Raw genomic sequence first — 24,946 nt, 5'->3', positions numbered from 1 at the left:
CATGCAGGCGGAGGTTCCGCCTGCATTTGTATTTCCAACGTCAATACCTATCTCCCCTCTGGCCTCTAGACAGGGAGATGATGAGGAATGTTCGACGCGAAAAAGCTTCTTGAGCAGTTCTTGGGTTCGCAGGTGCCAGGGGTCGGCGGTTCCGTCAAGGACCGGGCCGGCGACGCGATCCAGATGGCCAAGGATAATCCGTGGAAGGCAGGCGCGCTTGCGACCGTGCTCCTCGGAACCAAGACTGGTCGCAGTATCGCTGGCAATGCACTGACGATCGGTGGTTTGGCCGCCATCGCCGGCCTCGGCTATCAGGCCTACAGAAATTACCAGGCAGGGCAGGCGCCCGCAACGCCATCCGATGCGCCGCCGCCGAAGACGGCCGTGCTGCCGCCGCCTGCTGACTCCGGGTTCGGGGCGGCTTCACCGGCTCAAAGCAACGAGTTCGTCCTCGTTCTCATCCGCGCGATGATCGCCGCGGCAAAGGCCGACGGTCATATCGACGATGGTGAACGGGCGCTCATTCTCGACAAGATCAAGGCTGCCGATGTCAGTGGCGAAGCCGCGGCCTTCATCGAACGGGAGCTGTCGCAGCCGACCGACATCGATGCGCTGGTTGCCGCCGCGGCGACCGAGGAGCAGCGGGTGGAACTGTATACCGCATCGCGCTTGACCATTGAACCGGATTCGCGCGCCGAGCGTGGCTATCTCGACCTGCTGGCCGGCCGTCTCGGCCTTCCCGATGCGCTTGTCGATCACATCGAGGCAACGGTGTCATCCGCCAAGATCAGTTTGTAAGGGTACCAATCGGCCAGTTGCCTTTCCCGGGCGGCTGGCCTAAGCCATGTGTCCTTATCTGGAGGAGCGCATGCGCGATCTATCGAATTTCAAGGGTTGCCCGGCACCGCAGCCGGTAACCCTCAAGGGCCGTTTCGTCACGGTTGAGCCCTATGTTCGCGAACAACATCTGCAAGCGTTGTGGGATGGGCTCGGCGGCATGGCTATCAATCCCCTGCTGCGCTATTTCGCGCAGCCCGATTTTACCGGTATGGAAGATTTCTCCAACTGGCTGCAGTCGGTCGCCAAATCGGGTTGGCTGACGCATATCTTCCGCGACAATGCCTCCGGCAAGATCGTCGGCATGGCAAACTACATGCGGGCCGATCCAGCCAACGGCGTGATCGAAGTGGGCGGTGTTGCGCACGGCGCTGATATGAAGCGCTCGCCGCTCTCCACGGAAGTCCACTATCTGATGGCCAAGCATATCTTCGAGGAGCTTGGCTACCGGCGCTACGAGTGGAAATGCGATAATCTGAACGAGGCGAGCAAGACAACGGCAGCCCGCTATGGCTTCACCTTCGAAGGCGTGTTCCGCCAGCACATGATTTCCAAGGGCCGCAACCGCGACACGGCGTGGTTTTCGATGATTGATTCCGAATGGCCCGCCCTGAACGCGGCGTTCGAGGCATGGCTGTCTCCCAACAATTTTGACGCGGATGGCAAGCAGAGGAGCCGGCTGGAGGACATTCGTGCTGAGATCAGCAAGGAAACAGCCGTATGACGGCTCCGAAATCGGAAGGCCGTTCGCAGGCAATTGCGGCGGCCCTTATTCTCGTGGCCGCCGGCATCGTCCTCTATTTCATGCCGACCATCGTGCTCGCACTCGGCAGCTACTCGCCGTATCTTGCTGCCGGTGTCGGCGCCTGCCTGATCCTGGCCTTCTTCGTCGTGTTCTGGCTGAGAGCACGCTATCAGCGCCGGCGCGGCAAGTAGCGCTGCAGCCGTTCGACTAGCCTTGTAGCGAGGCGCCGAGCAGCAGCGCGCCCATGGCAATCACCAGCAGGGCGCCCAGAATTTCGATCGAATTCCCAATCCATACCGAAGCCGCCGAGCCGCGGCCGGCAAGCCGCATCGCCGTGCCCTTGGCGATGACGGCAAGCGTTGCCAGGATCGCGACCGTTATCGCAGTGCCGAGCGACATGGCGATCACTGACAGTACGCCGCCGAGATAGAGCCCATTCAGAAGCGAGAAGGTCATCACCAGAAGCGCGCCCGAGCAGGGGCGCAGGCCTACGGCAATGATGGCTGACCAGGCTTCACGGATATTGAACTTCTCTGCCCCGAGCAGCGATGGATCGGGCATGTGCGATTGCCCGCAGGTCTCGCAGGCCATTCCCGCGATGAATTTGTGGCCGGCCCTAAGAGCGTCGGCTTCACCGAAGGCGTAGCTCGAGCCTTGCGTCTGCGCTTCATTATCCTTCCAGTCCAGCATCATGCTGACGGGACCGGAAGAGGTTGCCATGGCCTCGCGGTTCGGCATGCCGGCGGTAAGCACCCGCAGTTTGCGAAACAGCAGCCAGCAGCCGAAGAGGATGACCATGAGGAAGCTGGCGATTTCCATCGCCTGCGTTGCTGCGGTCAGGGTTATTCCAGTGCCACGAAGCACCAACCATGCGCCGCCGACCAGGGCGATGGCGACCAGTCCCTGCAGGAAGGCGGAGACGAAGGAGATCGACACGCCGCGTTTCAGCTCGATTTCGTTGGCGATCATGTAGGAGGAAATGACCGCCTTGCCGTGTCCCGGGCCAGCGGCATGGAAGACGCCATAAGCAAACGAGAGGCCGATCAGTGTCCAGAGATGCCAGGAATCCTCACGCATGGCGCGCAGCGCGCCCGTGAGTGCACGATAGAAGGCCTGCTGCTGCGCATTAATGTAGAGGAGGAGGGGAGCGAGCGGGCCGCCTGTCGGCTGGAAGCTCGGTTCCGACGTGCCGATGCCGAGCGGCGACTGTGCATGGGCAACGGCCATGCCCGCGACGAGCACCAATGCGGCGCAGAGCGCAACCGGGCGAAGCCCGTGCCTCAGCATGTCAGATCCAGCCGCGTCGCGAAGAGCTTCGACATGTTCGTTCCCGTCGGGTCGTTGAAGAAGGCGTCGGTCAAGGATTGCTTGTTTTCGGCGATCACCTGGTCAGCATCAGGGCGGACGACCTGGTGCTTGCAGCTTTTGAAGCCATCGCCGACGAGGACCAGTTCGTTGTCGCTCGGAAAGTCGATCGAGGTGTAGAGCGTCGGATCATAGACGCCGAAGGTCAGCTGTCCCTTGAGCGGCATCTTCTCCGCCGGCTTGACGGCGAAGAACATCAGGAGCTGGCCCTGTTTGTAGTCCACATGGATCAAGTCGGGCTTCTCGACCTTGATGTTCTTACCGTCCATCGTGAGGTTCATGTAGTAGTCGTAGTCGACTAAGGAGCCCCGCACCGTCTTGCCGACCTCGGCCAGCTCGTTCGGATCGAGTTTCAGGTCGGTATTCTTGTCGAAATCCATGACGACGGAGGACGAGAAGACCTCGTCGAAACGCCAGACGTTGCGCAGCTCCGCGACATTGCCATCGTCGTCAGCGACTATTTCGAGCCTTGCCTCAACGAACACATGCGGGTGCGCAAAGGCGGCGGCTGGCAGAAGCGACAGGAGCGACGCCATCAGGAGTGTCGATTTCTTCATGCGTGCTCTTAATTGCGGGATCGCGTTGCGCCCTGAATCCTCGCCAGAAAATGGGACGGAATTGGGACCGGCCCCGGACAGCAAAGCTCAGGGGTGCTTCTTGAACCAATTGTGAAGATAGTCGACGAAGATGCGCACCTTGGCCGGCAGATACCGCCGGTGCGGATAGACAGCATAAATGCCGCGATCGGTCGGAATGTAATCATTGAAGAGCGTGACCAGTTCGCCATTCTCGATCGGTTTGCGGGCGATGAAATCGGGAATCAACGCAACGCCGATACCCGCCAGCGCCGCGCGTAGCGTCGCATGCGGGCTGTTGACTTCCATCGGGCCGGTGACGGCAACAGCAAAGGAGGTGTTGTCGGGATTGTAGAAGCGAATGCTACCCTGGCTGCGCGAGTTCGTGTCGATGATGAAGGGGACGTTCGAGAGGTCCGAGGGGTGGGCGAGTTCGGGATGACGTTCCACGAAATCGGTTGTCGCGCAGAGATGGACCCGGAAATCCGAGATCTTGCGGGCGATCATGCCGGAATCCTCGAGCTTGGTCACGCGGATGGCGACGTCGAAGCCTTCCTCAATGAGATCGACGAATCGGTCGTCGGCGGCAATCTCCAGCGCGAGATCGGGATTTTCCCTGGCGAAATCGATCAGCGATTGGCCGACATCGGCGTCGACGAAGGTGCGAGGCACGGAGACCTTCAGCCGGCCCTTCAGCTGCGCGTTGTTCTCGCGCACGAGATCGGCGAGGTTGTCGATCTCCTTCAGGATGTCGGAAGCGGTGCGATAGTAAGTGTGGCCGGCTTCCGTCATGGAGAACTGGCGGGTCGTGCGATTGAGCAGCAGGGCGCCGAGTTCGTCTTCAAGTTCGCGAACGTATTTGGAGAGCAGCGCCTTGGAACGGCCAGTGCGCCGCGCCGCGGCCGAAAAGCCTTCCGCTTCAACGACATCGATGAAGGCGCGGATGCGAGTGAGCGTGTCCATGGTGGTCTCCCAAAAAAAGCGCCGAACCGCCATTCAAATCAGCCAGTTGCGGGCCGTTTCGCCACGTTGAACAAATTGCGGTGTATTGTTCAAATATTTTCTGCCGGGAGATCCGAAAAAACCGCTTGATTATGACTGCGAATATTCCTATTTCGGGGTCAGCCCAAAGTCGCACGTGCCCATGGGTGTCCGCCGAACCCTCGAATTGGTGAGGAAATCGGTAAGGTACCTGGAATTAACCCCTCCAGTCGCTATTCCGGCCAACCGGAAAATGCGAGGACGCCTGAAGCAACGACGGTGCGGGCCTTTTTGTTCTCTCCCTGCTTTCCATCAGCGGGGGTTACTGAAGAGGCACACCTTCATTGCCGGAAGTGCGGTAGGGAACCCCCTCCAATCCATGGCAGACAAAGCCGGATCCATGTCGCTTTCGCGGCGTTGATTCATCATCTGCGCAGTCCAAGCGCTTGCTAAGGTTCCGGGGTCTCCACCGGCTGGTTCCTAGGCGAGTGATTGGTTGCCCTTTGTCCTCCGGTTTTTCCGGAGCTCTGGAATTGGAAAAGGGATTGATATGACCACTCAGCGCATCCGCGACTTTCTCGCAACCCGACGTCCCGACGGTCCCTGCCTCGTGGTCGACCTCGACGTCGTGCGCGACAATTTCTCCGCTTTCCGTCATGCGATGCCGGACAGCGCCATCTACTACGCCGTCAAGGCAAACCCGGCTCCGGAAGTCCTGAAGCTGCTCGCCGACATGGGCTCCAACTTCGATTGCGCGTCTGTCGCCGAAATCGAAATGGCGCTGAACGCCGGTGCGACCGCTGCCCGCATCTCCTACGGCAACACCATCAAGAAGGAACGCGACGTTGCCCGCGCGCATGCGCTCGGCGTCAGCCTTTTTGCGGTCGACAGCCACGAGGAAGTCGAGAAGATCTCGCGTGCCGCTCCCGGCGCCCGCGTGTTCTGCCGCGTCCTGACGGATGGCGAAGGCGCCGAATGGCCGTTGTCGCGCAAGTTCGGCTGCGTGCCGCAGATGGCCGTCGACGTGCTCGTCTACGCTCATCAGCTCGGCCTCGAGTCCTACGGTGTGTCGTTCCATGTCGGTTCGCAGATGACCAAGGTCGATGCCTGGGATTCGGCTCTTGCCGATGCCAAGCGCGTCTTCGTTCAGCTGGCCAAGCAGGGCATTCACCTGCAGATGGTCAACATGGGCGGCGGCTTCCCGACCAAGTACCTGCGCGACGTTCCGTCGGCGGAAGCTTACGGTCGTGCGATCTACCAGAGCCTTCGTGACCACTTCGGCAACAACCTGCCGAAGACGATCATCGAACCGGGCCGCGGCATGGTCGGCAACGCCGGCGTCATCAAGACGGAAGTCGTGCTGATCTCGAAGAAGTCCGACAACGACGCCGCTCGCTGGGTGTTCCTCGACATCGGCAAGTTCGGCGGTCTGGCCGAAACGATGGACGAAGCCATTCGTTACCCGATCCGCACTGAGCGCGACGGCGACGAGATGGAGCCCTGCGTCATCGCCGGCCCGACCTGCGACTCTGCCGACGTGCTTTATGAGAAGAATCTCTACCCGCTGCCGCTCACCCTTTCGATCGGCGACGAGATCCTGATCGAAGGCACCGGCGCCTACACGACCACCTATTCGGCGGTCGCGTTCAACGGCTTCGAGCCGCTGAAGGCCTACATTATCTAGCACATGACCCTCGGATCGCAGATCCGAGAAAGGCTTATGTGCCAGTAAAGACCACGCTCGCCCCGTAGCCAGCCGGGGCGGCACCCTCACAATGATCTGACGATACCGTTTGAAACGGTTTTGAGTTCGGGAGGCCACGATGGCCGCTGTTCTTGATTCTGTCCGCGCATATTTTGCGCCTTCTGTCTTCACCATCGACGCCGAAAACCCCGGCGATGTCGTCGCGCGCGAAAACCTGCTCGATCGCGCCATGGGCCCGAACCGCCGCAAGAAGTCGTCGGAGAAGATTCGCCGCGGCCGCCTGCCGGCCGAAGGCCTGGCACTTGTCGCGCGTGATCGCGACAACCATGTCATCGGCACTGTCCGTCTATGGAACATCGAGGCCGGCGTTAATGCCGATGCGACGCCGATCAATGCGCTGTTGCTTGGGCCGCTGGCCGTCGATTCCACCTTCGAGGGCAAGGGCGTCGGTTCGGCACTGATGCGCGCCGCCATTCTGGAAGCGAAGAACCGTGGGCACGGCGCCATCCTGCTCGTCGGCGATGCCCCTTACTACGAGCGTTTCGGCTTCTTTGCCGAGAAGGCTCAACACCTCGTCATGCCGGGCCCTTTCGAACGTTCGCGCTTCCTGGCGCTGCAACTCATCGAAGGCTGGCTTGACGGCGCGGCCGGCATGATCGTCCCCTCGGGACGGATGCTGACAAGCGCCCCGGTCCGCAGGGCGGCGTGATCGGCAGAGCCTCTCCCCCTGATGGGGAGGGGCTTTTTCGTTTCCTGCTTTTTGGAAATCGAGTTTAGAGACGCCGGAAGAGCCGGCGAACGCGTAGCCTAAACTTTTACGACTGCTTGCCCCCTCAGGCTTCAATCATTTCACGACGCTTGCGTCGATGATTTGAGTTCCGGCAGTCTGAACGACATTTTCAGGTATAGCGGCGATGAAGAACATCGTGAAAGCATAAACCGCGAATACAGTCGCTGCGGCAGTGGCCCTTAGAATCATTCATGCACTCCTATTCTCAGGAGTTCAATGTGGGCTCAAAAGGCGGCTTTCCCAAGAGTTTTCTGAACGCCAGATGAACAAAAAACTGTGAGAGCAAAAATTAATGATATTTTAGCAACACCTGAGTTTCACCCCGAAGGGGATGGAATTCCCGGTTTGTTCTCATTAATGTGCAATAAATTCAAGCATGTAGATGAAAGTTTGGGCAGAAGTTTTCCTCGCTGACGCCGGGTCGCTCTATGATCTCCTCGTCATCGGGCAGGGAGCCGGGTTCATGAACCGGTCCGCTTTCCGTTCATATTTCGGCGCCCGATGACGGTTGCCAAGGCTGGGTCTGAAGCCGTCAGGGTGGAAGATCCATCGGGGGAATTGGGGTCGGGAGACGCTCCTGCCGATCTCGAGGCGCCGAAAGCCTGACGCGATCGGGCAGGCGATACAGCCTGACATTTGCACTCCCCGCCCATCTCCGATCCGGCAAAGCCGTCGCGAAGCACTGCTCCGCGCGGCGTCTTGGGCCGCCTACGCGAATGCCGGCTTACGCCTTTCGGCTTCGTTGTGCCGGCCTTCTTTCGGTAAGATAGTAAATTAGCAATGTTGAACTTGAGGGTGTGCAAATGGGACGTTCAATCTTGGTTCTGATGTTCACTTCTTTGCTCCTCGCCGCGGCCAGCTCCGCGCCGGCAAGCGCCGCGATCCGGACGGTCACATCGAAGCCAACCTTGGAGTCGCTGGAGCCGGGCCAAGCGGTGCTTTATGACGACAAGAAATGTCCGAGCGGCATGATCGCCAAGTACAGAAAGGCGCCGAAACGGTCGTCGATCAGCCGCACTTGCGTGCATCAGTGAACGCCCACCGATCATAAACCTTCACGTCCGCGTGAGGCGCATCGCGCTGGCGATGATTTTGGAGTGTGGCTACGCTAGCTCAGCGGAATGATTAAACGCCTCGCTCTTCTCATCGTTGTCCTGCTGTCGCCGTTTGCTGCCTTCGCGCAGCAGGAAAACGGCCGGACGGCAGCTCTCCTGGAGAATTTGTCGTCCCGCACGGATCTCAAGCCACTGAAAGCCGTGATCGTCGCCAGAGACGGTCGGATCGTGGCAGAGCAAGGATATCGCGGGCACACAACGACCGAGTCCGTCAACATCAAGTCCGCGTCGAAATCGATCATTTCGAGCCTCGTCGGCATTGCGATCGAGAAGAAGCTCCTTGAGGCCCCCGATCAGCGGATCGCTCCCATCTTGAAGGGCGACCTGCCTGCCGATCCCGATCCGCGTCTCAACCAGATCACGATTGGCAACCTGCTTTCCATGCAGGCGGGGCTTGGGCGGCTCTCCGGTCCCAACTACGGCCGCTGGGTTGCCTCGCAGAATTGGGTGCGGTTCGCGCTTGCGCAGCCTTTCGACGACGAGCCCGGCGGTCAGATGCTTTACTCGACAGCCTCCACGCACCTTCTCTCGGCTATCCTCACGAAGGTCAGCGGGAAGTCGACGCTGGCGCTCGCCCGCGAATGGCTTGCACCCGTCGACGGTTTTCGCATAGGTGCCTGGGAGCGGGACCCGCAAGGCATCTATCTCGGCGGCAACCAGATGGCGATGACAGCGCGCTCGCTGCTGGCCTTCGGGGAACTCTACCGCAATGGCGGCAGGACGGCGAACGGGACGCAGGTCGTTCCGGCGGACTGGATCGCCCAGTCCTGGCAGCATCGTACCAATTCGCGCTTCTCTGGTGACGACTACGGCTATGGCTGGTTCTCACGCCGGATCGGCGGGGAAGAGGTCCATTTCGCTTGGGGCTATGGCGGCCAGATGCTTTATATCGTCCCCTCGATCGGGATGACCGTTGTTATGACATCGGAGGAAACCGGCCCATCCGCGCGCACCGGCTATCGCGATGCCCTGCATGGTGTATTGGCCGAGATTATCATTGCCAGCCGCCAAAGCTGATCAGCGAAAGCCGGATGCGGGCTAAGTGTCCGAAGACTTCAGTTGGTCACTCAATGACGGCGGGCGGCGCCAGTGATACAGAACATCAGGCTCCCGCTCCTCGTTGCCAGCGCCGTCCGTCTCTTTTACGGCGACAAAACCGTTGCGCTCGTAGAACCGTCGCGCATTGGTGTTCTTCTGGAACGTCCAGAGCTCTATTTCGTCCATCTCTTCCTGAGCGCGGTGAAGCAACATGCTGCCTATACCCCTGGCCTGGAACTCGGGGAGGACATAGAGCTGCTCGATTTCATTTTCGCCATACGCGATAACTCCGACGAGCCGTTGATCCGAGATGGCGCCGAGTATCGTGCGGTTGGGGAAAAGCTGCGTGCGCCAGTAAACCTCGTCTTCTTCCGGGGTATGAACATCCGACAACCAGGGGAGCCGCTCCGAAAGCGCGAGACGACGCAGCATTGCGGCGTCTCGCATATGTTTGGCCTCAAGCCGGACAACGTCGGGCTGCTGCATCCCGCGGCGCATGGCGGCTAGGCCGCGATGTCGACGACGCCGCAATCGCCGGCTTCGGAGGCGAAGGCCAGCAGCTTGCCGTTCTTGCTCCAGCTCATCGAGGTGATGGCGCCCTTGCCGGGGCGCCGCAGCAGCGCTTCCTTGCTGTCGTTGAGACGCACTGCGAGGATCATGCCGTCGATGAAGCCGATTGCGAGGATGTCCTCCACGGGATGGAACTTGACCGACGTCGCCATGATGTTGGCGCGGGTGCCGAGCTCGAGCGGTGCCTTGCCCATCGGGCCGTCCTTGCCCTGGAAGGGCCAGACGATGGCGGCCGGTGCACCCGAGGAGGCAAGCCACTTGCCCTTCGCCGACCAGGAGAGCGACTTCACCTTGGAGGGGTAGCCGGTCATGCGCATGTGGCGGGCCTCGGCGCCGGCCTTGCTGTCGAGCTTCCAGCCGTGCAGCGCGTTTTCCTGCATCGTGGTGACGAGGAAGTTGCCGTCAGGCGAGAAGGTGACGCCGGTATGAGCACCCTTCCATTCGAGGTCGACGGGCTTGGCAGCGGTGCCGACCCAATGCAGCGATACGCCGTTATAGCGCGCCGTGGCAATGCGCATGCCCTTCGGCGCAAAGGCGAGGCCTTCGACGGTGCGTTCTTCGGTAAATTCCTTGGTCGTACCATCGGCGAGGCGGACGAAGGCGCTCTTGCCGTAGGAGTAGGCGACGGAGCCCTGCGGGCCGGCGGCAAGCTGGGAAATCCACTTGCGCGGCGCATTGGCGAGTTCTGTGACGTTGGCGTCGGCCGTGATGCGCAGCACCTTGCCGTCTTCGCCGCCGGAAATCAGGCTTTCGCTATCGGGATCGCGGATGCAGCTCAGCATGCCCTGATGGGCTTCGGTCACCTTCTCGCCGCCGTCGAGGCGGTGAAAGGTGCCAGCAGCATTGGCGAAGAAGGGAGTGTCACCTAAAAATTCGACGGCCAGGATATGGCCGTCGAGATCAAACGGGGCAACTGTCGGCATCAGGCTGCCGCCTCACACGCCTTGAAGGAAGCCTCGAGCTTTTCGCGGTCGAGTTCGCGGCCGATGAAGACGAGGCGGGTTTCGTGCTTCTCGCCATCCTTCCACGGACGCTGATGATCGCCTTCAACGATCATGTGGACGCCCTGAATGACATAGCGCTCCGGGTCGTCCTTGAAGGCGATGATGCCCTTGAGGCGCAGGATGTTCGGGCCCTGCGTCTGGGTGATCTTCTGAACCCAGGGGAAGAAGCGTTCGGGGTTCATTTCGCCGCCGCGCAGCGACACCGACTGCACCGTTACATCGTGGATCGGCGACACGGCGCCATGGTGATGGTGGTCATGATCATGGTCGTGATCGTCGTGATGATGGTCATGATCGTGATCGTGATCATGCGCATGGTGATGATGGTGGTGGTCGTGATCGCAATCCGGGCCGCAGACGTGATCGTCGTGGTCATGATCGAGGAAGTGCGGATCGTTTTCCAGCGCGCGCTCCAGGTTGAAGGCGCCCTGATCGAGAACGCGCGCGAGATCGACGCCCGAGCGGCTGGTCTTGTAAACACGGGCCGATGGGTTGATGGCGTGGACGACATCCTCGATCTGCGCGAGTTCTTCCGGCGTCACGAGGTCGGTCTTGTTGATCAGCACGACGTCGGCGAAGGCGATCTGGTCTTCGGCTTCACGGCTGTCCTTCAGGCGTAGCGGCAGGTGCTTGGCGTCGACAAGGGCGACGACGGCATCAAGTTCCGTCTTGGCGCGAACGTCGTCATCCATGAAGAAGGTCTGCGCGACCGGCACCGGATCGGCAAGGCCCGTGGTTTCAACGATGATGCCGTCGAAACGGCCGGGGCGGCGCATCAGGCCTTCGACGACGCGGATCAGGTCGCCGCGCACGGTGCAACAGACACAGCCGTTGTTCATTTCGTAGATTTCTTCGTCGGATTCGACGATGAGGTCGTTGTCGATGCCGATCTCGCCGAACTCGTTGACGATGACCGCATATTTCTTGCCGTGGTTCTCCGACAGGATGCGGTTGAGCAAGGTCGTCTTGCCGGCGCCGAGGTAGCCGGTGAGAACGGTAACGGGGATTGGCTTCTGCTGGGTGGGGATCGCGTCGGTCATAAGAACCTCGAGAGATGGCACGCCCGGGGGCGGGGCTGAAAATTCGTCGGTCACATATAAGGAGTTGCGCGCGGCAGTTCAAAGGGATTCGTATGTTATAAGATCACGTCGCAGCGGCGGCGGCCTCAATGAAGCTCTGCCGGGTCGAATGCGTCGACATCCTGCAGCAGTTCGACCAGCCCTTTTACCGAATGCGCAATCAGCGCCTCGCCCTTTTCCGCCGTCGCCCGCGATGCGTTGCCCGCCACACCCGATGCGCTGAGATCCGACATCTTCCACCCGAAGGCGTGCGGGCCGTAGGCGCGCAGATGCTTGAAGCGGGCGGCAAAATCGGACTGGCGGGAGGGGAAATCCGCAGCCTTCTCCATGTCCACCTTTTCGGGGTGAAGCGCCAGCATCACAGAGGTCTCGATGTCGCCGCCGTGGATGTCGATCGTCTTCTCCTCGGGCGAGATGACACCGGCGGGAACGCCGAAGCGCGTCCAGCTGGTGGCGACGGCCAGCATGTTGAACCGGACTCGGGCTTCGGTCGCGACGATCGTCATCAGCGGTGAGTTTCCGCCATGGGCGTTCAGCATCACCAGCTTGCGGATGCCCGTCCCCGCGAGCCTTTGGGCAATGCCCAGCCAGCGCTCGACGGCCTCGCCATATGTCAGCGTTTGTGTGCCCTTCACGTCCATATGCTCGACCGAGTAGCCGACCTCTTCCGTGGGCAGAAACGTCGCCGGCAAGGCGGCGGGAAGTGCGGCTTTGAGCCGGGCAACGATGCCCCTCGCGATCAGGGTGTCGGTATCGAAAGGCAGATGCGGACCATGCTGTTCATGCGCGCCAAGCGGCAGAACGGCGATCCATTGACGGCGGTCCGCGGGCGTCAGGTTCGTATCGTTATCCGCGAAGTCGCGAGAAGGCTCCGTCATCCGGCTAAGACCTCTTGTTTATGACGAAATGATGCGCAATGTCATTGTGCAGCGTTCTCAATGCTTAGCGCATAACCCCTTAAATCGAAATCGATTTGGGGGAGGTGATCATGAATGTTCCTGCTCCCCACACGTAAGGGGTGCGCAACGCAGCAAAGTCAAAGGGATGGCGATGGGGAAGAAGCACAAGGACGGAAAGAAGCAGAAGTCCAAGAAGAAGGACCAGACCGAATATACCGTCGTTGATCTTTCGCCGGCTTTGACACAGGCGGCGCGGTCGATGCGAACTGTCCTATCGCGCAATCTCCTCGAAAGCGGCCTTTATGCCGGCCAGGACGGCGTGATCCTTTCCCTGGCTGAGAGCGACGGGATGACGGCCGGCGGACTGGCCCACAAACTCGGCGTCAAGGCGCCGACCATGACGCGCACGATCGGACGCATGGAGGCGCAAGGCTTCCTCGAGCGCAAGCCGGACGCGGAAGATGCCCGCCTGACGAAGGTCTACCTCACCCAGCTTGGTCGCGGCAGCGTGCAGGCAATCGAAACGGCAGCGTCGGCCTGCGACCACATGGCGACCCAGGAGTTTTCAGAGAAGGAAATCCGCAATCTGGTCCGTCTCTTGAAGGCCATCGATGCCAATCTGCAGTCGGCCGCGATCCCGTTCGACGAGCCTGAGGAAATCTGACAAATTTGTGAAATTACGAATTGCCTCGCTGCGTTTAATCTTTTAATTAAACATTTTAATAAGGCTCGGCCGCTCCATCGGCTGAGCGCATAGAAATCCGCGCGTTGCCTGGGGAGGACACGTGGCACAAAAGATCAAGCTTTCGACGATCGCCGAAACGCTCGGCATTTCAACAGCAACCGTATCTCTTGCCTTACGTGACAGCCCGCTGGTGGCTGGCGCCACCCGAGACAAAATCAAGGAACAGGCGCGGGCGCTCGGCTATATATACAACCGCCGCGCCGCCAGCCTGCGCACGTCTCGCTCAGGCATCATCGGTGTCGTTGTGCACGACATCATGAATCCGTTCTACGGTGAAATCCTGAAGGCGATCGAAAGCGAGCTCGATCGCAGCCGCCATACTTTCATCCTGTCCAATCATTACGACTCGGTCGAAAAGCAGCGCACCTTCATCGAGACATTGCTGCAGCTCGGTGGCGATGGCGTCATCATGTCGCCGGCGATCGGCACGCCGCAGGAGGACATGCAGCTTGCCGAAGACAATGGCATGCCGGCGATCCTGGTTGCCCGTTCGCTGGACGGCTTGGACCTTCCGACGTACCGCGGCGACGACAGCTACGGCATTTCGCTCGCCACCAATCATCTGATCGGCCTTGGCCACAGCTCGATCGCGATGATCGGCGGCACCGACCAGACCTCGACGGGGCGTGATCGTTACCAGGGTTACGTCAACGCGCTGCGCAAGGCCGGCATAGATGTCGACCCTGGCTTGCGCATCCCCGGCCCGCGCTCGATGCAGGGCGGCTTCGAAGCGGCGGTGCACTTCCTGTCGCTGCCGCAGAAGCCGACGGCCGCCGTCTGCTGGAATGACCTCGTCGCGATCGGACTGATGAACGGCATTGCCCGCGCCGGTCTCGTCCCGGGCAAGGATATCTCGGTCACCGGCTACGATGACCTCGAGGAAGCGTCGATCTCGATGCCGGCGCTGACGACGGTATGGAATGGCCAGGCCGAAGTCGGACGCCTTGCGGCTCGCGCGCTTCTCGATCGTCTGGCCGGCAGCCACGAGCCTGACGGGCTCCATCTCATCAAGCCGGAGATGCGCATCCGCCAGTCGACTAGTCCTCATCGCCCGCGCCCTTAGGTAAGCCAAAAGGAAATGCCATGTCCCGCATCGCTGTTCTCGTTCCAGGGAAGATACACGGGCGCGTCCTGACCCGCCTGAAGGAGAGCTTCGATGTTATCGAGGGCAATCCCTCGACGCTTGGCGCGGAGGCGGTCGGAAAGATTCGCGGTGTTGCCGTCTCCGGCACGTTCGATGCGCCTGCAATCGACAGTCTTCCGAACGTGGAACTGATCTCCAGCTTCGGCGTCGGTTATGATGGCGTCGACGCCAAATATGCTGCGACCAAGGGCATCATCGTCACCAATACGCCCGACGTGCTGAACGACGAGGTCGCCGATACGGCGATCGGGCTCTTACTCAACACGATCCGCGAGTTTCCGCGTGCGGAAAACTGGCTGCGTGCCGGCAACTGGCTGCCAGGGCAGAACTATCCGCTGTCGCGTTTCTCCCTCAAGGGGCGGCATGTCGGAATCTACGGCCTTGGGCGGATCGGCCAGGAAATCGCCAAGCGCCTGGAGCCGTTCAAGGTCAAGATCAGCTATCACACGCGCACGCGTCATCCCGATGCGCCGTACGGCTACTATCCGTCGCTGAAGGATCTCGCCGAGGCCGTCGATACGCTGATCTCCATCGTCCCGAAGACACCACAGACCCATAAGACCATAAATGCGGAAGTCCTGTCCGCACTTGGTCCTGACGGCGTCTTCATCAACGTAGGGCGCGGCTGGACAGTCGACGAGGATGCACTTGCTCAGGCGCTGAAGTCCGGAACCATCGGTGCCGCCGGGCTCGATGTTTTCTACGACGAGCCGAACGTCCCTACTCACCTGCTCGATCTGCCGAACGCGGTGCTTCTGCCGCACCTCGCGTCGGGCTCGGTGCCGACACGGAATGCCATGGCGGATCTGGTTGTCGACAACCTCGTCGAGTGGTTCGGGAAGGGCAAGCCGCTGACACCCGTACCAGAGACTCCGGTGAAGGCGTAGCTCGCCAGCGGGCGCGCGAAGGCGCGCCCGCCGGGATAGGCGACTCAGCTATTTGGCAACATGCCAGACGCCACCCATGCCATCGCCCTTCATGTCGCCTTCCATCTTGTCGTCGACAAACATGTAGAGCGGCTTGCCTTCATAGGCCCACATTTCCTTGCCGTCCGCTGCCTTGACCAACGTCCAGTCGCCTTCCGCCTTGGCCTTGGCCGCGGCATGGAAGGCTGGCCATTTCTTCAGGCAGGCCTTGTCGCAGTTTGACTTGTCCTTGGCATCCTTGTCGAAGGTATAGAGGGTCATGCCCTTTTCGGTTGCCAGGATCTTGCCCATCTTCGTATCGACCATCTTGGCCGGTTCGGCGGCAAATGCCGAGAGGGCACTCGTGGCCAGCACGGCCATTGAGAGCAACAGCGTTTTCATGATTTTCCTCCCACTCGGGCCCGCCGGCGGAATGCCGGTAGTACCCAATCTAACTGATAGAAACGCTCCATCGGGACAGCTGTTCCGCGATCATGGGCCTGCGGCAGAATGTCGCGGTCAGCGGGGCGTGCACGAGAGGTTTTTCGGCAACGTTCGGTCGCGTCAATTTACATCAATCACAATCGCGCATATTCATTTCGCTTCTCGGACGGCCTTGCGTTGATTGGGTAAAGGCGAGACATCATGAACGAAATGCGGCGCAAGCTGACGACCATCTTCTCTGCGGATGTCCAGGATTACACGCGACTGATGGGTGCCGACGAAGAGGGCACGCTTGCCATGCTGAAGTGGTCGCGCGATGCGATGTCGCGACTGATCGACGCGCATGGCGGCCGGGTGATCAATACCTGGGGCGACGGGCTGATTGCCGAATTCCCGAGCGTCGTGGAGGCCGTACGCGCCGCAATCGACGTCCAAAACGAACTCGTCGGCATGAACGCAGCTCGGCCGGCGGACGGGCGGATGCTCTACAGGATCGGCATTAATCTCGGCGATGTCCTCGCCGAGGGCGACGATATCTACGGCGACGGCGTCAATATCGCCGCCAGGCTTCAGGCTTCCGCACCGGCCGGCGGCATCGTGATTTCCAATACCGTCTATGATCAGGTTCGAAACAAGGTCGCCGTCGGCTTCGATTTTCTAGGAGCGCTGACGGTAAAGAACGTCAGTGAGGCGGTGCCAAGCTATGCCGTTCGGATCGGAGTAGAACCATCTGCCGGACCAGCTCCGGCGGCCGGTCCGTCGCCGGCTGTCGCAGCGTCCGAGCCGGTCCGCCTGTCTGACCCCAGGGTGCGGAAGATGGCCGGCGTGTTCGCGGTTGTCGCCATCGCTCTGTTGCTAATCAACCTGCTGTCGTGGCAGGGCGTGTTCTGGGCAGCGTGGCCGCTTCTTGCCCTTGCCTTTGTGGTCGCCATGGGGTGGGTCCGCAGCCAGAACCGTTTTGACCGGCGTATAGCCGGAATCGCGGTTGTCGGCATCGGGATCGTCATGATCAATCTGTTGTCATGGCACGGCGTATTCTGGGCCATATGGCCGCTTCTGGGCCTGGCCGTGACTGTAGGATTGCGATGGGCGATGCGCCGCTAGAAGCGACCGATTGGCTGGCGGTCAGGCAGGCAGGTGTCTTTCCCTCAGTAGCTTGCTAGCCGCGTAGTCCCTGACGGCGTCGCCGAAGGCCGTGAAGATCTGGTTCGATGGCTTGTCGGTCTCGGCCCAGTATTCCGGATGCCATTGAACACCGACAGCAAAAGCCGGCGCATCGATCACGGAGACCGCTTCGATCGTCCCGTCTTCGGCCACTGCCTCCGCCTGCAGGCGCGGGGCCGTCTTAGCGATGGCCTGGCGATGCAACGAATTCACCCTGATTTCGCCCGGACCGACGATGCCCGCGATGCAGGACCCTTCCTTGACGTAGACGCTCTGGCGGATCGCGTACTTGCCGTCACGGTCAACCTCGGCTGGCGTGCGGTGATCCCATATGCCCGGCTGGTCCTGGATTTCGCTGGCAAGCGTGCCGCCCAAGGCGACGTTGAGTTCCTGAATGCCGCGGCAGATTGCGAGCAGCGGAATGGCGCGGTCGATGGCACGGCGGATCAGCGGCAGGGTGGTGGCATCACGCGCGATATCGAAGGGGCCGTCGGCATCGGTCGCGGTTGCGCCGTAGTAAGACGGGTGGACGTTGCTGGCCGAACCGGAGACAAGGAGGCCGTCGACCCGGTCCAGAATCGCGTCCGTTCCGTAGCCTTCCTCGAAGGCCGGAATGATGAAGGCCATGACGCCGGCGGCATTGAGTGCCGCGCGCACATATTGATGCTGGACGGCATGCCACGTCGCACCGTCGAAGGTGCGGATATCGGCAGGAACGGCGACGATCGGCTTCGTCATTTTGACCCCGGTCAGAAGATGCGGTTGCTATTGTGAGAGCCGAGAACGGCTTAGAAGTCAACGTCTCGGCGCAATCGCGGGCGGAATTACGGCGTTGCCCGCCGCCGGTTTCGCCAAGGCCTGTCTAACTCGCTGATTTTGATGGAAATGCTTCTCGCCGCTATATTGCCGTCGTGATGCCAAAGACTAATGGGAGAGTGCTTGAAACACGGTCGCCACCGTGCTTAGTTCCCCTATCGCTGCGGGCAAAGATGAGGGTTCACCTCGCAGTACCATCTATACGGGAGGTTTTTGATGGATCGTCGTTCATTCATGAAGAAGGCAGGAACCGCCGGCGCCGGTGCGGTTGCTGCTGCAGGTGCATTGGCAGCGCCTGCGATTGCACAAGAGAACCCCAAGATTTCCTGGCGTATGACGTCGTCGTTCCCGAAGAGCCTCGATACGATCTATGGCGCGGCCGACGATATCTCCAAGCATCTTGCCGCGGCGACTGACGGCAATTTCACCATTCAGCCGTTCGCGGCTGGTGAAATCATTCCGGGCCTGCAGGCCGCTGACGCCGTCAGCGCCGGCACCGTCGAGGCAGCCCACACCTGCTCGTATTACTTCGTCGGCAAGGATCCAACCTATGCGATCGGAACGGCGATCCCCTTCGGTCTCAACGGTCGCCTGACCAATGCCTGGTTCTACGAAGGCAACGGCAACAAGCTGATGAACGAGTTCTTCGCCACGCAGGGCATCTACGGCCTGCCGGCCGGCAACACGGGCGCCCAGATGGGCGGCTGGTTCCGCAAGGAGATCAATACGCTCGACGACCTCAAGGGCGTCAAGATGCGTATCGCCGGTCTGGCCGGCCAGGTCATCAGCAAGGTTGGAGTCATTCCGCAGCAGATCGCCGGCGGCGACATCTATCCGGCGCTCGAAAAGGGCACGATCGATGCCTCCGAATTCGTCGGTCCCTATGACGACCTGAAGCTCGGCCTGCACAAGGTTGCGAAGTACTATTACTATCCGGGCTGGTGGGAAGGTGGACCGACCGTCCATGCCTTCTTCAATCTGGAAAAGTGGAACAGCCTGCCGAAGCACTACCAGGCGGCGCTCACCGATGCCTGCGCCTTTGCCAACACCAACATGATGGCAAAGTACGACATGAAGAACCCGCCGGCGCTGAAACAGCTGGTATCGGAAGGCGCCACGCTGCGTCCCTTCAGTCAGGAAATCATGGAAGCCTGCTTCCAGGCTGCGCTCGGCATCTACGCCGAGATCTCGGCATCGAACCCGTATTTCAAGAAGATCTACGAGGACCAGACCGCGTTCAAGCGCGATGCCTATCTCTGGGCACAGCTGTCGGAATACACCTTCGACACGTTCATGATGATCCAGCAGCGCGCCGGCAAGATCTGACAGGCAGCTCAGTACGGACAAGGAAAAAGCCCCGGATTTCGATCCGGGGCTTTTTTGTTGTCAGTTGATCTTCGGCGGCTGGCTTAGGTCCGTTGCCGGCGGCGGTGCGGGTGCCGGTGCCGGCGGTTGGCCGGGCAAGCCGTTCATCGGCGGCAAGGTCAGGCCAGGCATTTGTGGCGAGCCGCCCGGTGCGCCGAGCGGCGGCAGCCCCAGGCCGTTGTTGCCGAAGCCCGGCACCTCGATCTTGATCGAATTCGGATCGACCTTCGGCCCCTTGTCCAGCCAGTAGGTCACCGACTGCGGCCAGAAGATCACGATCGCGACGAGGATTAGCTGCATGCAGACCCAGGGTAGCGCGCCCATGTAGATGTCTGAGGTCTTGACGTTACGATCGGCAATGGAGCGCAGATAGAACAGCGCGAAGCCGAAGGGCGGGTGCATGAAGCTCGTCTGCATGTTGACGCAGATCAGCACGCCGAACCAGATCAGGTCAATGCCGAGGGCGGAGGCCACCGGCGCCAGCATCGGAATGACGATGAAGGCGATCTCGAAGAAATCGAGGAAGAAGGCCAGCACGAAGATGAAGATGTTGACGAAGATCAGGAAGCCGACCGGGCCGCCTGGGATGCCCGACAGCATGTGCTCGATCCAGCGCGAGCCATCCATGCCCTGGAAAACGAGGCTGAAGACGGTTGATCCGATCAGGATCATCACCACCATCGAAGTGATGTGCATGGTCGAGCGCATCGCTTCCTGCATCAGCGGCCAGGTGAGGCGGCGATGCATCGCGGCAAGCACCATGGCGCCGACGACGCCGAGCGCGCCCGCTTCCGTCGGCGTCGCGAGGCCCATGAAGATTGTGCCGAGAACGAGGAAGATCAGAACGATCGACGGCACCATGCCCGAGAGCACCCTCAGGAGCAGGGACCAGTTGAAGTCGCCGCGCACTTCCTTCGGCAGCGGCGGCATGGAGGCCGGCTTCAGGATCGAAAGGACCAGAATATAGCCCATGAAGATCGCGACCTGCAGGATCGATGGACCGATGGCGCCGAGATACATGTCGCCGACCGACTTGCCGAGCTGGTCGGCAAGGACGACCAGCACGAGCGACGGCGGGATGACTTGAGTGATGGTGCCGGAGGCGGCGATGACGCCGGTCGCGAGCCTTGGGCTGTAGCCGTAGCGCAGCATGATCGGCAGTGAGATGACGCCCATGGTGATGACGGAGGCGGCCACCGTGCCGGTGATGGCGCCAAGCACGGCGCCGACCAGGATTACTGCGTAAGCCAAGCCGCCCGGAATGCGGCCGAACAGTTTGCCAGTTCCCTCGAGCAGGTCCTCGGCGAGGCCACAGCGTTCCAGGATGGCGCCCATGAAGGTGAAGAAGGGGATGGCGAGCAGCAGATCGTTGGAGACGATGCCGAAAAAGCGCAGCGGCAGCGCCTGCAGGAAGGCTTCGCTGAAATGTCCCGTGGCGATGCCGATAATGCCGAAAAACAGGCCGACGGCAGCCAGCGAAAAGGCGACCGGAAAGCCGTAGAGCATGAAAAGGACCATGCCCACGAACATGGCCGGCGGAATGATGCCGAAATCAAACAATGGTGTTCCTCCCGGTCCGGCTTACTGCAGCGGCTTTTCGTATGTTGTGTCGATCTGCATGTAGCCGGTGAGGGCCGCGATCCGCTTGATCAACTCCGAGATGCCCTGAAGGGTCAGCAGCCCGAAGCCGAGGAACAGAACGAGCTTGACCGGCCAGCGGATCAGGCCGCCGGCATTGGCAGAGATCTCATGCTGCAGGTAAGAGGCCAGGAAGAAGGGCCAGCAGAGCCAGGTCAGGAAGATGCAGGCGGGGATCAGGAAGACAATGAGCCCGATGATGTCGATCCAGATCTTGGCCTTGTCGGAGACGGAGCCGTAGATAAGGTCCACGCGCACGTGTTCGTTCATGCGCAGCGTATGGGCTGCGCCTAGCACGACGATGAAGGCGAAGAGATACCATTGGATCTCGAGCCAGCCGTTGGAGCTGTAGTTGAAAGAGTAGCGGATCAGCGCGTTGGCTGCGCTGATCAGACAGCAAAGCAGCACCATGTATTCGGACAATTTGCCCATGAATTGGCTGACCGCATCGATCAGCCGGCTGACGGTCAGCAAAGCCGGCATGCCATTCCCCCTGTTATGTCGCGCGGTTTTATGCGCCTTTTATCTTTCCACCGGTGTAGACCACGGTTTTTTAAATTGAAAGGTCAAAGGGGGTATGTTGGAATATAGTCGTATAAGCCTTTCGCAACCCGCTTGGCGTTAGTGCTGAAGCATCTAAACAACCTGAAGCTAGGCGGGAAACGGCGAAAACTTCCCCGCATGGCTGCATAAGTCCTTGCAATCGCTAAAAATCACGCCAGGGTTTTGGAAAATTCGACAAAATGTATGGATTACACGAAATCAATTTTTAAAGGGTTGGGGATAAGGTTTCGCCGCACAGGGAAAGTATGGATGAAGCCACATAACCCGAACAGGGTCCCTACCGACGTTTATCTGTCGTTTGTCAGTTCCCTCTTCGGGAATCGCATGACACTCGTCGCGGGTGTCGTCGTGCATGTGGTTGCCTTCCTCGCTGTTGCCCTGAAAACCAGCTCTCCATTCTACGTCGTTCTTTCGCTCGGTTTTCTTGCGGTTTTCGCCGGCCGCATGGTCACCTTCCGCATGTTCGACAAGGTCGATAAGCTGACGCTGTCGCGCGACCAGATCGAACATTGGGAAACGGTCTACGTCATCGGCGCTGCCTCGACTGCTGCGATCCTCGGCATCGGCAGCGGTTACGCGATCTTCTTCCTGCAGGATCCGTTTGCCGAACTGGCCTGCATTGCGGTCACCATGGCGTCGATGGTCTCCGTCGTCGGCCGAAACTACGGATCCCAAAAGGCGATCGACCTGCAGACGCTGGCCTGCTGTCTGCCGATGATCATTTGCAGCCTGATGGCGCTCGACTTCTATCGCGCGATCCTGTCGGCCTTCCTCATTCCGTTCGGCCTGACGACGCGAGCAATGGCGAATGGCGTGCGCGAGTTCCTCTATGAAAACGTCATTGCGCGCCGCCAGATCTCGATGATCGCCGATCGCTTCGACACGGCGCTCAACAACATGCCGCACGGCCTGGTGATGGTCGATCCGGAAAACCGCATTCAGGTCATCAACCGCAAGGCCTGCGACCTCCTGAAGATCGGCGATCCGGATCGCTTGAAGGAGCGCGACCTCGGTGCGGTGCTGCGCTACGGCGCCCGCTACAGCTTTATGGATTCCACGCAGCCGGAGCTTATCCTGCGGCAGATGACGCACGTCGCCGAAGGCAAGCTGTCGCGCACGCTGATCCACTTTCCCGAGGATCTGTCGCTGGAGTTTTCCGCCAGCCGCCGTGCCGACGGCGGCGCCGTGTTGATTTTCGAAGACGTATCGAGCCGCGTGAAGGCCGAGCAGAAGATCCTGCACATGGTTCGCTTCGATGCGCTGACCGGCCTGCCGAACCGCGAGTACTTCAGCCATCTCGTGCAAGACTACCTAGGCAAGCATCCGAAGAAGCGCGGCCCCGTCGGCTTCATGGTTCTGGATATCGACGAGTTCAAGCATGTCAACGACATGCGCGGCCACATCACGGGCGACCGCCTGCTCTGTGCCATCGCAGCCCGCATCGCCAAGCAGGCGGGCAAGGCGATCGTCGGCCGCCTGATGGGTGACCAGTTCATCCTGTTCTTCCCGCATGCGAAGGACATGGCTGCGCTCGACGCCGAGATTCATCGGTTCCATGAGAGCATCCAGGGCAACTACGAGGCCGATGACGTCACGTTCCTCGTTTCGCTGAGCGCCGGCTTTGCGATTCTCGAGAGCGATGCCTTCGCGATGGAGGAGTGGAGCATCAAGGCGGATCTCGCGCTCTTCGAGAGCAAGTCAAAACAGCGCGGCGGCATTGCCGGCTTCGAACGCGAGATGGATGGCCGCTATATCGAGCAGCAGAAGCTCAAGGCGGATCTGCGCGAGGCGATCGGCAAGCACGGCCTCAGCATTGCCTACCAGCCAATGTTCAGGGCTGACGGAACACGCATCGAATGCGCCGAGGCGCTGGCGCGCTGGGTCCACCCGGAGAAGGGTGCGATCCCTCCGGATGTCTTCATTCGTCTTGCAGAGGAGATGGGCATCATCTCCGAGATTACGCGCTTCATCCTCATGAAGGCGTGCGCCGACTGCATGAGCTGGCCGGATCATATCGCCGTTTCGGTCAACCTGTCGGCGCGCGACCTGCGCGACGCGGATATTCTTGCCGTCGTTTCCGAAGCGCTCGAGGCGTCGGGTCTCGAGCCCGCGCGATTGCATCTCGAAATTACCGAAAGCTGCCTGATCGACGAGCCGGCCGCGGTGCGCGCGATTCTCGCGGAACTCAGGGCGCGCGGGATCACGATTGCGATCGACGACTTCGGCACCGGCTTCTCCAGCCTCAGCTACCTCGACACGCTGCCGCTCGACATCGTCAAGATCGACCGCTCGTTCCTGCGCAACATCGTCGAGGACGGGCGCCGCCTCAAGTTGCTGCGCGGCACCGTCAACCTGGCGCGCGAGCTCGGCCTCAAGATCGTCACCGAGGGTGTCGAGACCACCGAGCAACTGGCCTTGCTCAACAAATATCGTGCCACCGATCTGGTGCAGGGTTACGTTTTTTCGCCGGCTGTTCCGGCGCAGAACATCGCCATCCTCTCCCAAAGCCTCAGTCGCCGCACGGCCCCACGTCGTCGCCCGAAAGTTGCATGATCTGAGCGGCCGCTTCGGCCGACCGCGCTCTGGTTCAAGAGCGGGCCGTTAACCTTAACAATTCAAATATAACGCAAATCCTCGAAGCATTCTTGCCCTTCGCCCGGTTCCATATGATTAATGCTTCGTTAACAGGCGGACCGGGTAACTATGGCAGACAGCCCTTTAAAGACGAGTGATTTCAGCAGTAAACTTCTTGAGATAATGGACCACGTCGAATACCGTCGCGTCGAAAGCGGCGAGGACATGGAAGCGGTGGAGCGCCTGCGCTACAAGGCCTACAAGGCCCGTGAAGTGCTTCCGGTCGCCGCCAAAGGCATGATCGACGAAGCCGATTTCGATAGCCAGGCGTATGTTTTCGGACTGTACTATTATGAACAGCTCGTCAGCACGATTCGCATCCATCACGTGACGCCGGACCACCGTGTCTCACAATCGGGCGGTATCTTTCCGGCGGAAATGGATGCGTTTCTGGACGCGGGGCTGAGCCTGATCGATCCGGCGCGCTTTGCTGCCGACCCCGAACTCAGCACCGAAATGCCGTGGATCCCTTATCTGACGCTGCGTCCGAACATCGTCGCTGCCGCGCATTTTCGCGCGGACCGTGTAATGCAGCATGTGCGCCCGGCGCACGCGGCCTTCTACAAGCGCGTCTTCTACGCCGACACCGTCGTCGCAAGCCGGATGACCGAGACCTATGGTTTCGACCTGACGCTGATGGCGACCAACGTCATCGAGGTCGGCCGTAAGCTGCTGACGCGCTATCCGTTCTTCATTTCGAGCGCCAGCGAACAGCGGATGATGTTCTCGCGTACGCCCAATCACACGCTGCCGCCGCTGACCATCATACCGACGGCGCGTTTCATGGCTGAGGGCGATCTTGGGACTGATCTTCCCCTGTGATC

At 60.5% G+C, this 24,946-nt stretch carries 26 protein-coding genes; 14 read left to right on the top strand and 12 right to left on the bottom strand.

Annotated elements, in window-relative coordinates; all coding sequences use genetic code 11:
• Window positions 1-87 precede the first annotated feature (87 nt).
• The 3 genes from FHT97_RS11970 (at window position 88) to FHT97_RS11960 (ending at window position 1,773) form a co-directional block, all read left to right on the top strand.
• Window positions 88-798, top strand: a complete 711-nt coding sequence (locus FHT97_RS11970) for a tellurite resistance TerB family protein (protein WP_183755866.1) — start codon at window positions 88-90, stop codon at window positions 796-798.
• A 70-nt stretch (window positions 799-868) separates the two neighbouring features.
• On the top strand, window positions 869-1,561 hold the full coding sequence (locus FHT97_RS11965) for a GNAT family protein (protein WP_183755865.1): 693 nt from the start codon (window positions 869-871) through the stop codon (window positions 1,559-1,561).
• Window positions 1,558-1,773, top strand: a complete 216-nt coding sequence (locus FHT97_RS11960) for a hypothetical protein (RefSeq protein ID WP_183862363.1) — start codon at window positions 1,558-1,560, stop codon at window positions 1,771-1,773. The genes FHT97_RS11965 and FHT97_RS11960 overlap by 4 nt, the downstream gene beginning before the upstream one ends.
• Window positions 1,774-1,789: 16 nt before the next feature.
• On the opposite strand, the gene FHT97_RS11955 is transcribed toward FHT97_RS11960, so the two are convergent.
• From FHT97_RS11955 to FHT97_RS11945, 3 genes are all read right to left on the bottom strand, one after another.
• Complete coding sequence (locus FHT97_RS11955) at window positions 1,790-2,809, bottom strand: nickel/cobalt transporter (protein ID WP_246712616.1); 1,020 nt, start codon at window positions 2,807-2,809, stop codon at window positions 1,790-1,792.
• A 53-nt stretch (window positions 2,810-2,862) separates the two neighbouring features.
• Window positions 2,863-3,504, bottom strand: coding sequence for a DUF1007 family protein (locus tag FHT97_RS11950; RefSeq protein ID WP_183862359.1), 642 nt, complete (start codon window positions 3,502-3,504; stop codon window positions 2,863-2,865).
• 87 nt (window positions 3,505-3,591) lie between these two features.
• Window positions 3,592-4,485: a LysR family transcriptional regulator gene (locus FHT97_RS11945; RefSeq protein ID WP_183755861.1), complete on the bottom strand. Its 894-nt coding sequence runs from the start codon at window positions 4,483-4,485 to the stop codon at window positions 3,592-3,594.
• Window positions 4,486-5,053: 568 nt separating this feature from the next.
• On the opposite strand from FHT97_RS11945, the gene odc2 reads away from it, so the two are divergent.
• Both odc2 and FHT97_RS11935 read left to right on the top strand, forming a co-directional pair.
• Window positions 5,054-6,187, top strand: a complete 1,134-nt coding sequence (gene odc2, locus FHT97_RS11940) for an ornithine/lysine decarboxylase (RefSeq protein ID WP_065694722.1) — start codon at window positions 5,054-5,056, stop codon at window positions 6,185-6,187.
• A 139-nt stretch (window positions 6,188-6,326) separates the two neighbouring features.
• Window positions 6,327-6,917: an N-acetyltransferase gene (locus tag FHT97_RS11935; protein WP_183862357.1), complete on the top strand. Its 591-nt coding sequence runs from the start codon at window positions 6,327-6,329 to the stop codon at window positions 6,915-6,917.
• A gap of 135 nt (window positions 6,918-7,052) precedes the next feature.
• Here the strand turns inward: FHT97_RS11935 and FHT97_RS31410 are convergent, their stop codons facing one another.
• Complete coding sequence (locus tag FHT97_RS31410) at window positions 7,053-7,187, bottom strand: hypothetical protein (protein WP_259128685.1); 135 nt, start codon at window positions 7,185-7,187, stop codon at window positions 7,053-7,055.
• Between the two features lie 614 nt (window positions 7,188-7,801).
• Between FHT97_RS31410 and FHT97_RS31550 the strand changes: the two genes are divergently transcribed.
• Together FHT97_RS31550 and FHT97_RS11930 are read left to right on the top strand one after the other, a co-directional pair.
• Complete coding sequence (locus FHT97_RS31550; RefSeq protein WP_348649619.1) at window positions 7,802-8,032, top strand: DUF6719 family protein; 231 nt, start codon at window positions 7,802-7,804, stop codon at window positions 8,030-8,032.
• 87 nt (window positions 8,033-8,119) lie between these two features.
• Window positions 8,120-9,130 (top strand): serine hydrolase, encoded by a 1,011-nt coding sequence (locus FHT97_RS11930; protein ID WP_183862355.1) that lies wholly within the window; start codon window positions 8,120-8,122, stop codon window positions 9,128-9,130.
• A gap of 21 nt (window positions 9,131-9,151) precedes the next feature.
• On the opposite strand, the gene FHT97_RS11925 is transcribed toward FHT97_RS11930, so the two are convergent.
• From FHT97_RS11925 to FHT97_RS11910, 4 genes are all read right to left on the bottom strand, one after another.
• Window positions 9,152-9,649 (bottom strand): GNAT family N-acetyltransferase, encoded by a 498-nt coding sequence (locus FHT97_RS11925; RefSeq protein ID WP_183862353.1) that lies wholly within the window; start codon window positions 9,647-9,649, stop codon window positions 9,152-9,154.
• 5 nt (window positions 9,650-9,654) lie between these two features.
• A complete protein-coding gene (locus FHT97_RS11920) occupies window positions 9,655-10,644 on the bottom strand; it encodes a WD40 repeat domain-containing protein (protein ID WP_183862351.1) in 990 nt (329 codons plus the stop codon).
• The gene (locus tag FHT97_RS11915) at window positions 10,644-11,765 is read right to left on the bottom strand and encodes a GTP-binding protein (RefSeq protein WP_183862349.1); all 1,122 of its coding nucleotides are present in this window, start codon (window positions 11,763-11,765) and stop codon (window positions 10,644-10,646) included. The genes FHT97_RS11920 and FHT97_RS11915 overlap by 1 nt, the downstream gene beginning before the upstream one ends.
• Before the next feature lie 125 nt (window positions 11,766-11,890).
• Complete coding sequence (locus FHT97_RS11910) at window positions 11,891-12,682, bottom strand: creatininase family protein (protein ID WP_183862347.1); 792 nt, start codon at window positions 12,680-12,682, stop codon at window positions 11,891-11,893.
• Window positions 12,683-12,848: 166 nt separating this feature from the next.
• On the opposite strand from FHT97_RS11910, the gene FHT97_RS11905 reads away from it, so the two are divergent.
• From FHT97_RS11905 to FHT97_RS11895, 3 genes are all read left to right on the top strand, one after another.
• Window positions 12,849-13,367 carry a MarR family transcriptional regulator gene (locus FHT97_RS11905; RefSeq protein WP_183862345.1) on the top strand — a complete coding sequence of 173 codons (519 nt, stop codon included), beginning with the start codon at window positions 12,849-12,851 and terminating at the stop codon, window positions 13,365-13,367.
• A 121-nt stretch (window positions 13,368-13,488) separates the two neighbouring features.
• Window positions 13,489-14,511 carry a LacI family DNA-binding transcriptional regulator gene (locus tag FHT97_RS11900; RefSeq protein WP_016557029.1) on the top strand — a complete coding sequence of 341 codons (1,023 nt, stop codon included), beginning with the start codon at window positions 13,489-13,491 and terminating at the stop codon, window positions 14,509-14,511.
• A gap of 20 nt (window positions 14,512-14,531) precedes the next feature.
• Window positions 14,532-15,479: a 2-hydroxyacid dehydrogenase gene (locus FHT97_RS11895; RefSeq protein WP_183862343.1), complete on the top strand. Its 948-nt coding sequence runs from the start codon at window positions 14,532-14,534 to the stop codon at window positions 15,477-15,479.
• A gap of 48 nt (window positions 15,480-15,527) precedes the next feature.
• On the opposite strand, the gene FHT97_RS11890 is transcribed toward FHT97_RS11895, so the two are convergent.
• Complete coding sequence (locus FHT97_RS11890; protein WP_016557031.1) at window positions 15,528-15,899, bottom strand: hypothetical protein; 372 nt, start codon at window positions 15,897-15,899, stop codon at window positions 15,528-15,530.
• Between the two features lie 243 nt (window positions 15,900-16,142).
• Between FHT97_RS11890 and FHT97_RS11885 the strand changes: the two genes are divergently transcribed.
• A complete protein-coding gene (locus FHT97_RS11885; protein ID WP_183862341.1) occupies window positions 16,143-17,045 on the top strand; it encodes an adenylate/guanylate cyclase domain-containing protein in 903 nt (300 codons plus the stop codon).
• A 21-nt stretch (window positions 17,046-17,066) separates the two neighbouring features.
• Here FHT97_RS11885 and FHT97_RS11880 read toward each other — a convergent pair whose 3' ends face one another.
• A complete protein-coding gene (locus FHT97_RS11880; RefSeq protein ID WP_183862339.1) occupies window positions 17,067-17,843 on the bottom strand; it encodes a gamma-glutamyl-gamma-aminobutyrate hydrolase family protein in 777 nt (258 codons plus the stop codon).
• Between the two features lie 294 nt (window positions 17,844-18,137).
• Between FHT97_RS11880 and FHT97_RS11875 the strand changes: the two genes are divergently transcribed.
• A complete protein-coding gene (locus tag FHT97_RS11875; protein WP_114714413.1) occupies window positions 18,138-19,247 on the top strand; it encodes a TRAP transporter substrate-binding protein in 1,110 nt (369 codons plus the stop codon).
• 60 nt (window positions 19,248-19,307) lie between these two features.
• Here the strand turns inward: FHT97_RS11875 and FHT97_RS11870 are convergent, their stop codons facing one another.
• Window positions 19,308-20,846 carry a TRAP transporter large permease subunit gene (locus tag FHT97_RS11870; RefSeq protein WP_183862337.1) on the bottom strand — a complete coding sequence of 513 codons (1,539 nt, stop codon included), beginning with the start codon at window positions 20,844-20,846 and terminating at the stop codon, window positions 19,308-19,310.
• 21 nt (window positions 20,847-20,867) lie between these two features.
• On the bottom strand, window positions 20,868-21,407 hold the full coding sequence (locus tag FHT97_RS11865) for a TRAP transporter small permease subunit (RefSeq protein WP_016557036.1): 540 nt from the start codon (window positions 21,405-21,407) through the stop codon (window positions 20,868-20,870).
• A 330-nt stretch (window positions 21,408-21,737) separates the two neighbouring features.
• Between FHT97_RS11865 and FHT97_RS11860 the strand changes: the two genes are divergently transcribed.
• Window positions 21,738-24,041: an EAL domain-containing protein gene (locus tag FHT97_RS11860; RefSeq protein ID WP_183755848.1), complete on the top strand. Its 2,304-nt coding sequence runs from the start codon at window positions 21,738-21,740 to the stop codon at window positions 24,039-24,041.
• Between the two features lie 150 nt (window positions 24,042-24,191).
• Entirely contained in the window at window positions 24,192-24,944 is a 753-nt protein-coding gene (locus FHT97_RS11855) for a hypothetical protein (RefSeq protein ID WP_183862335.1), read from the top strand.
• Window positions 24,945-24,946: the final 2 nt, after the last annotated feature.

The organism is Rhizobium sp. BK399 (assembly GCF_014194695.1).
In the GTDB taxonomy this organism is placed as follows: domain Bacteria; phylum Pseudomonadota; class Alphaproteobacteria; order Rhizobiales; family Rhizobiaceae; genus Rhizobium.
Note: the sequence above shows the minus strand (reverse complement) of the source record. Positions and strands in the feature narration are given on the sequence as shown.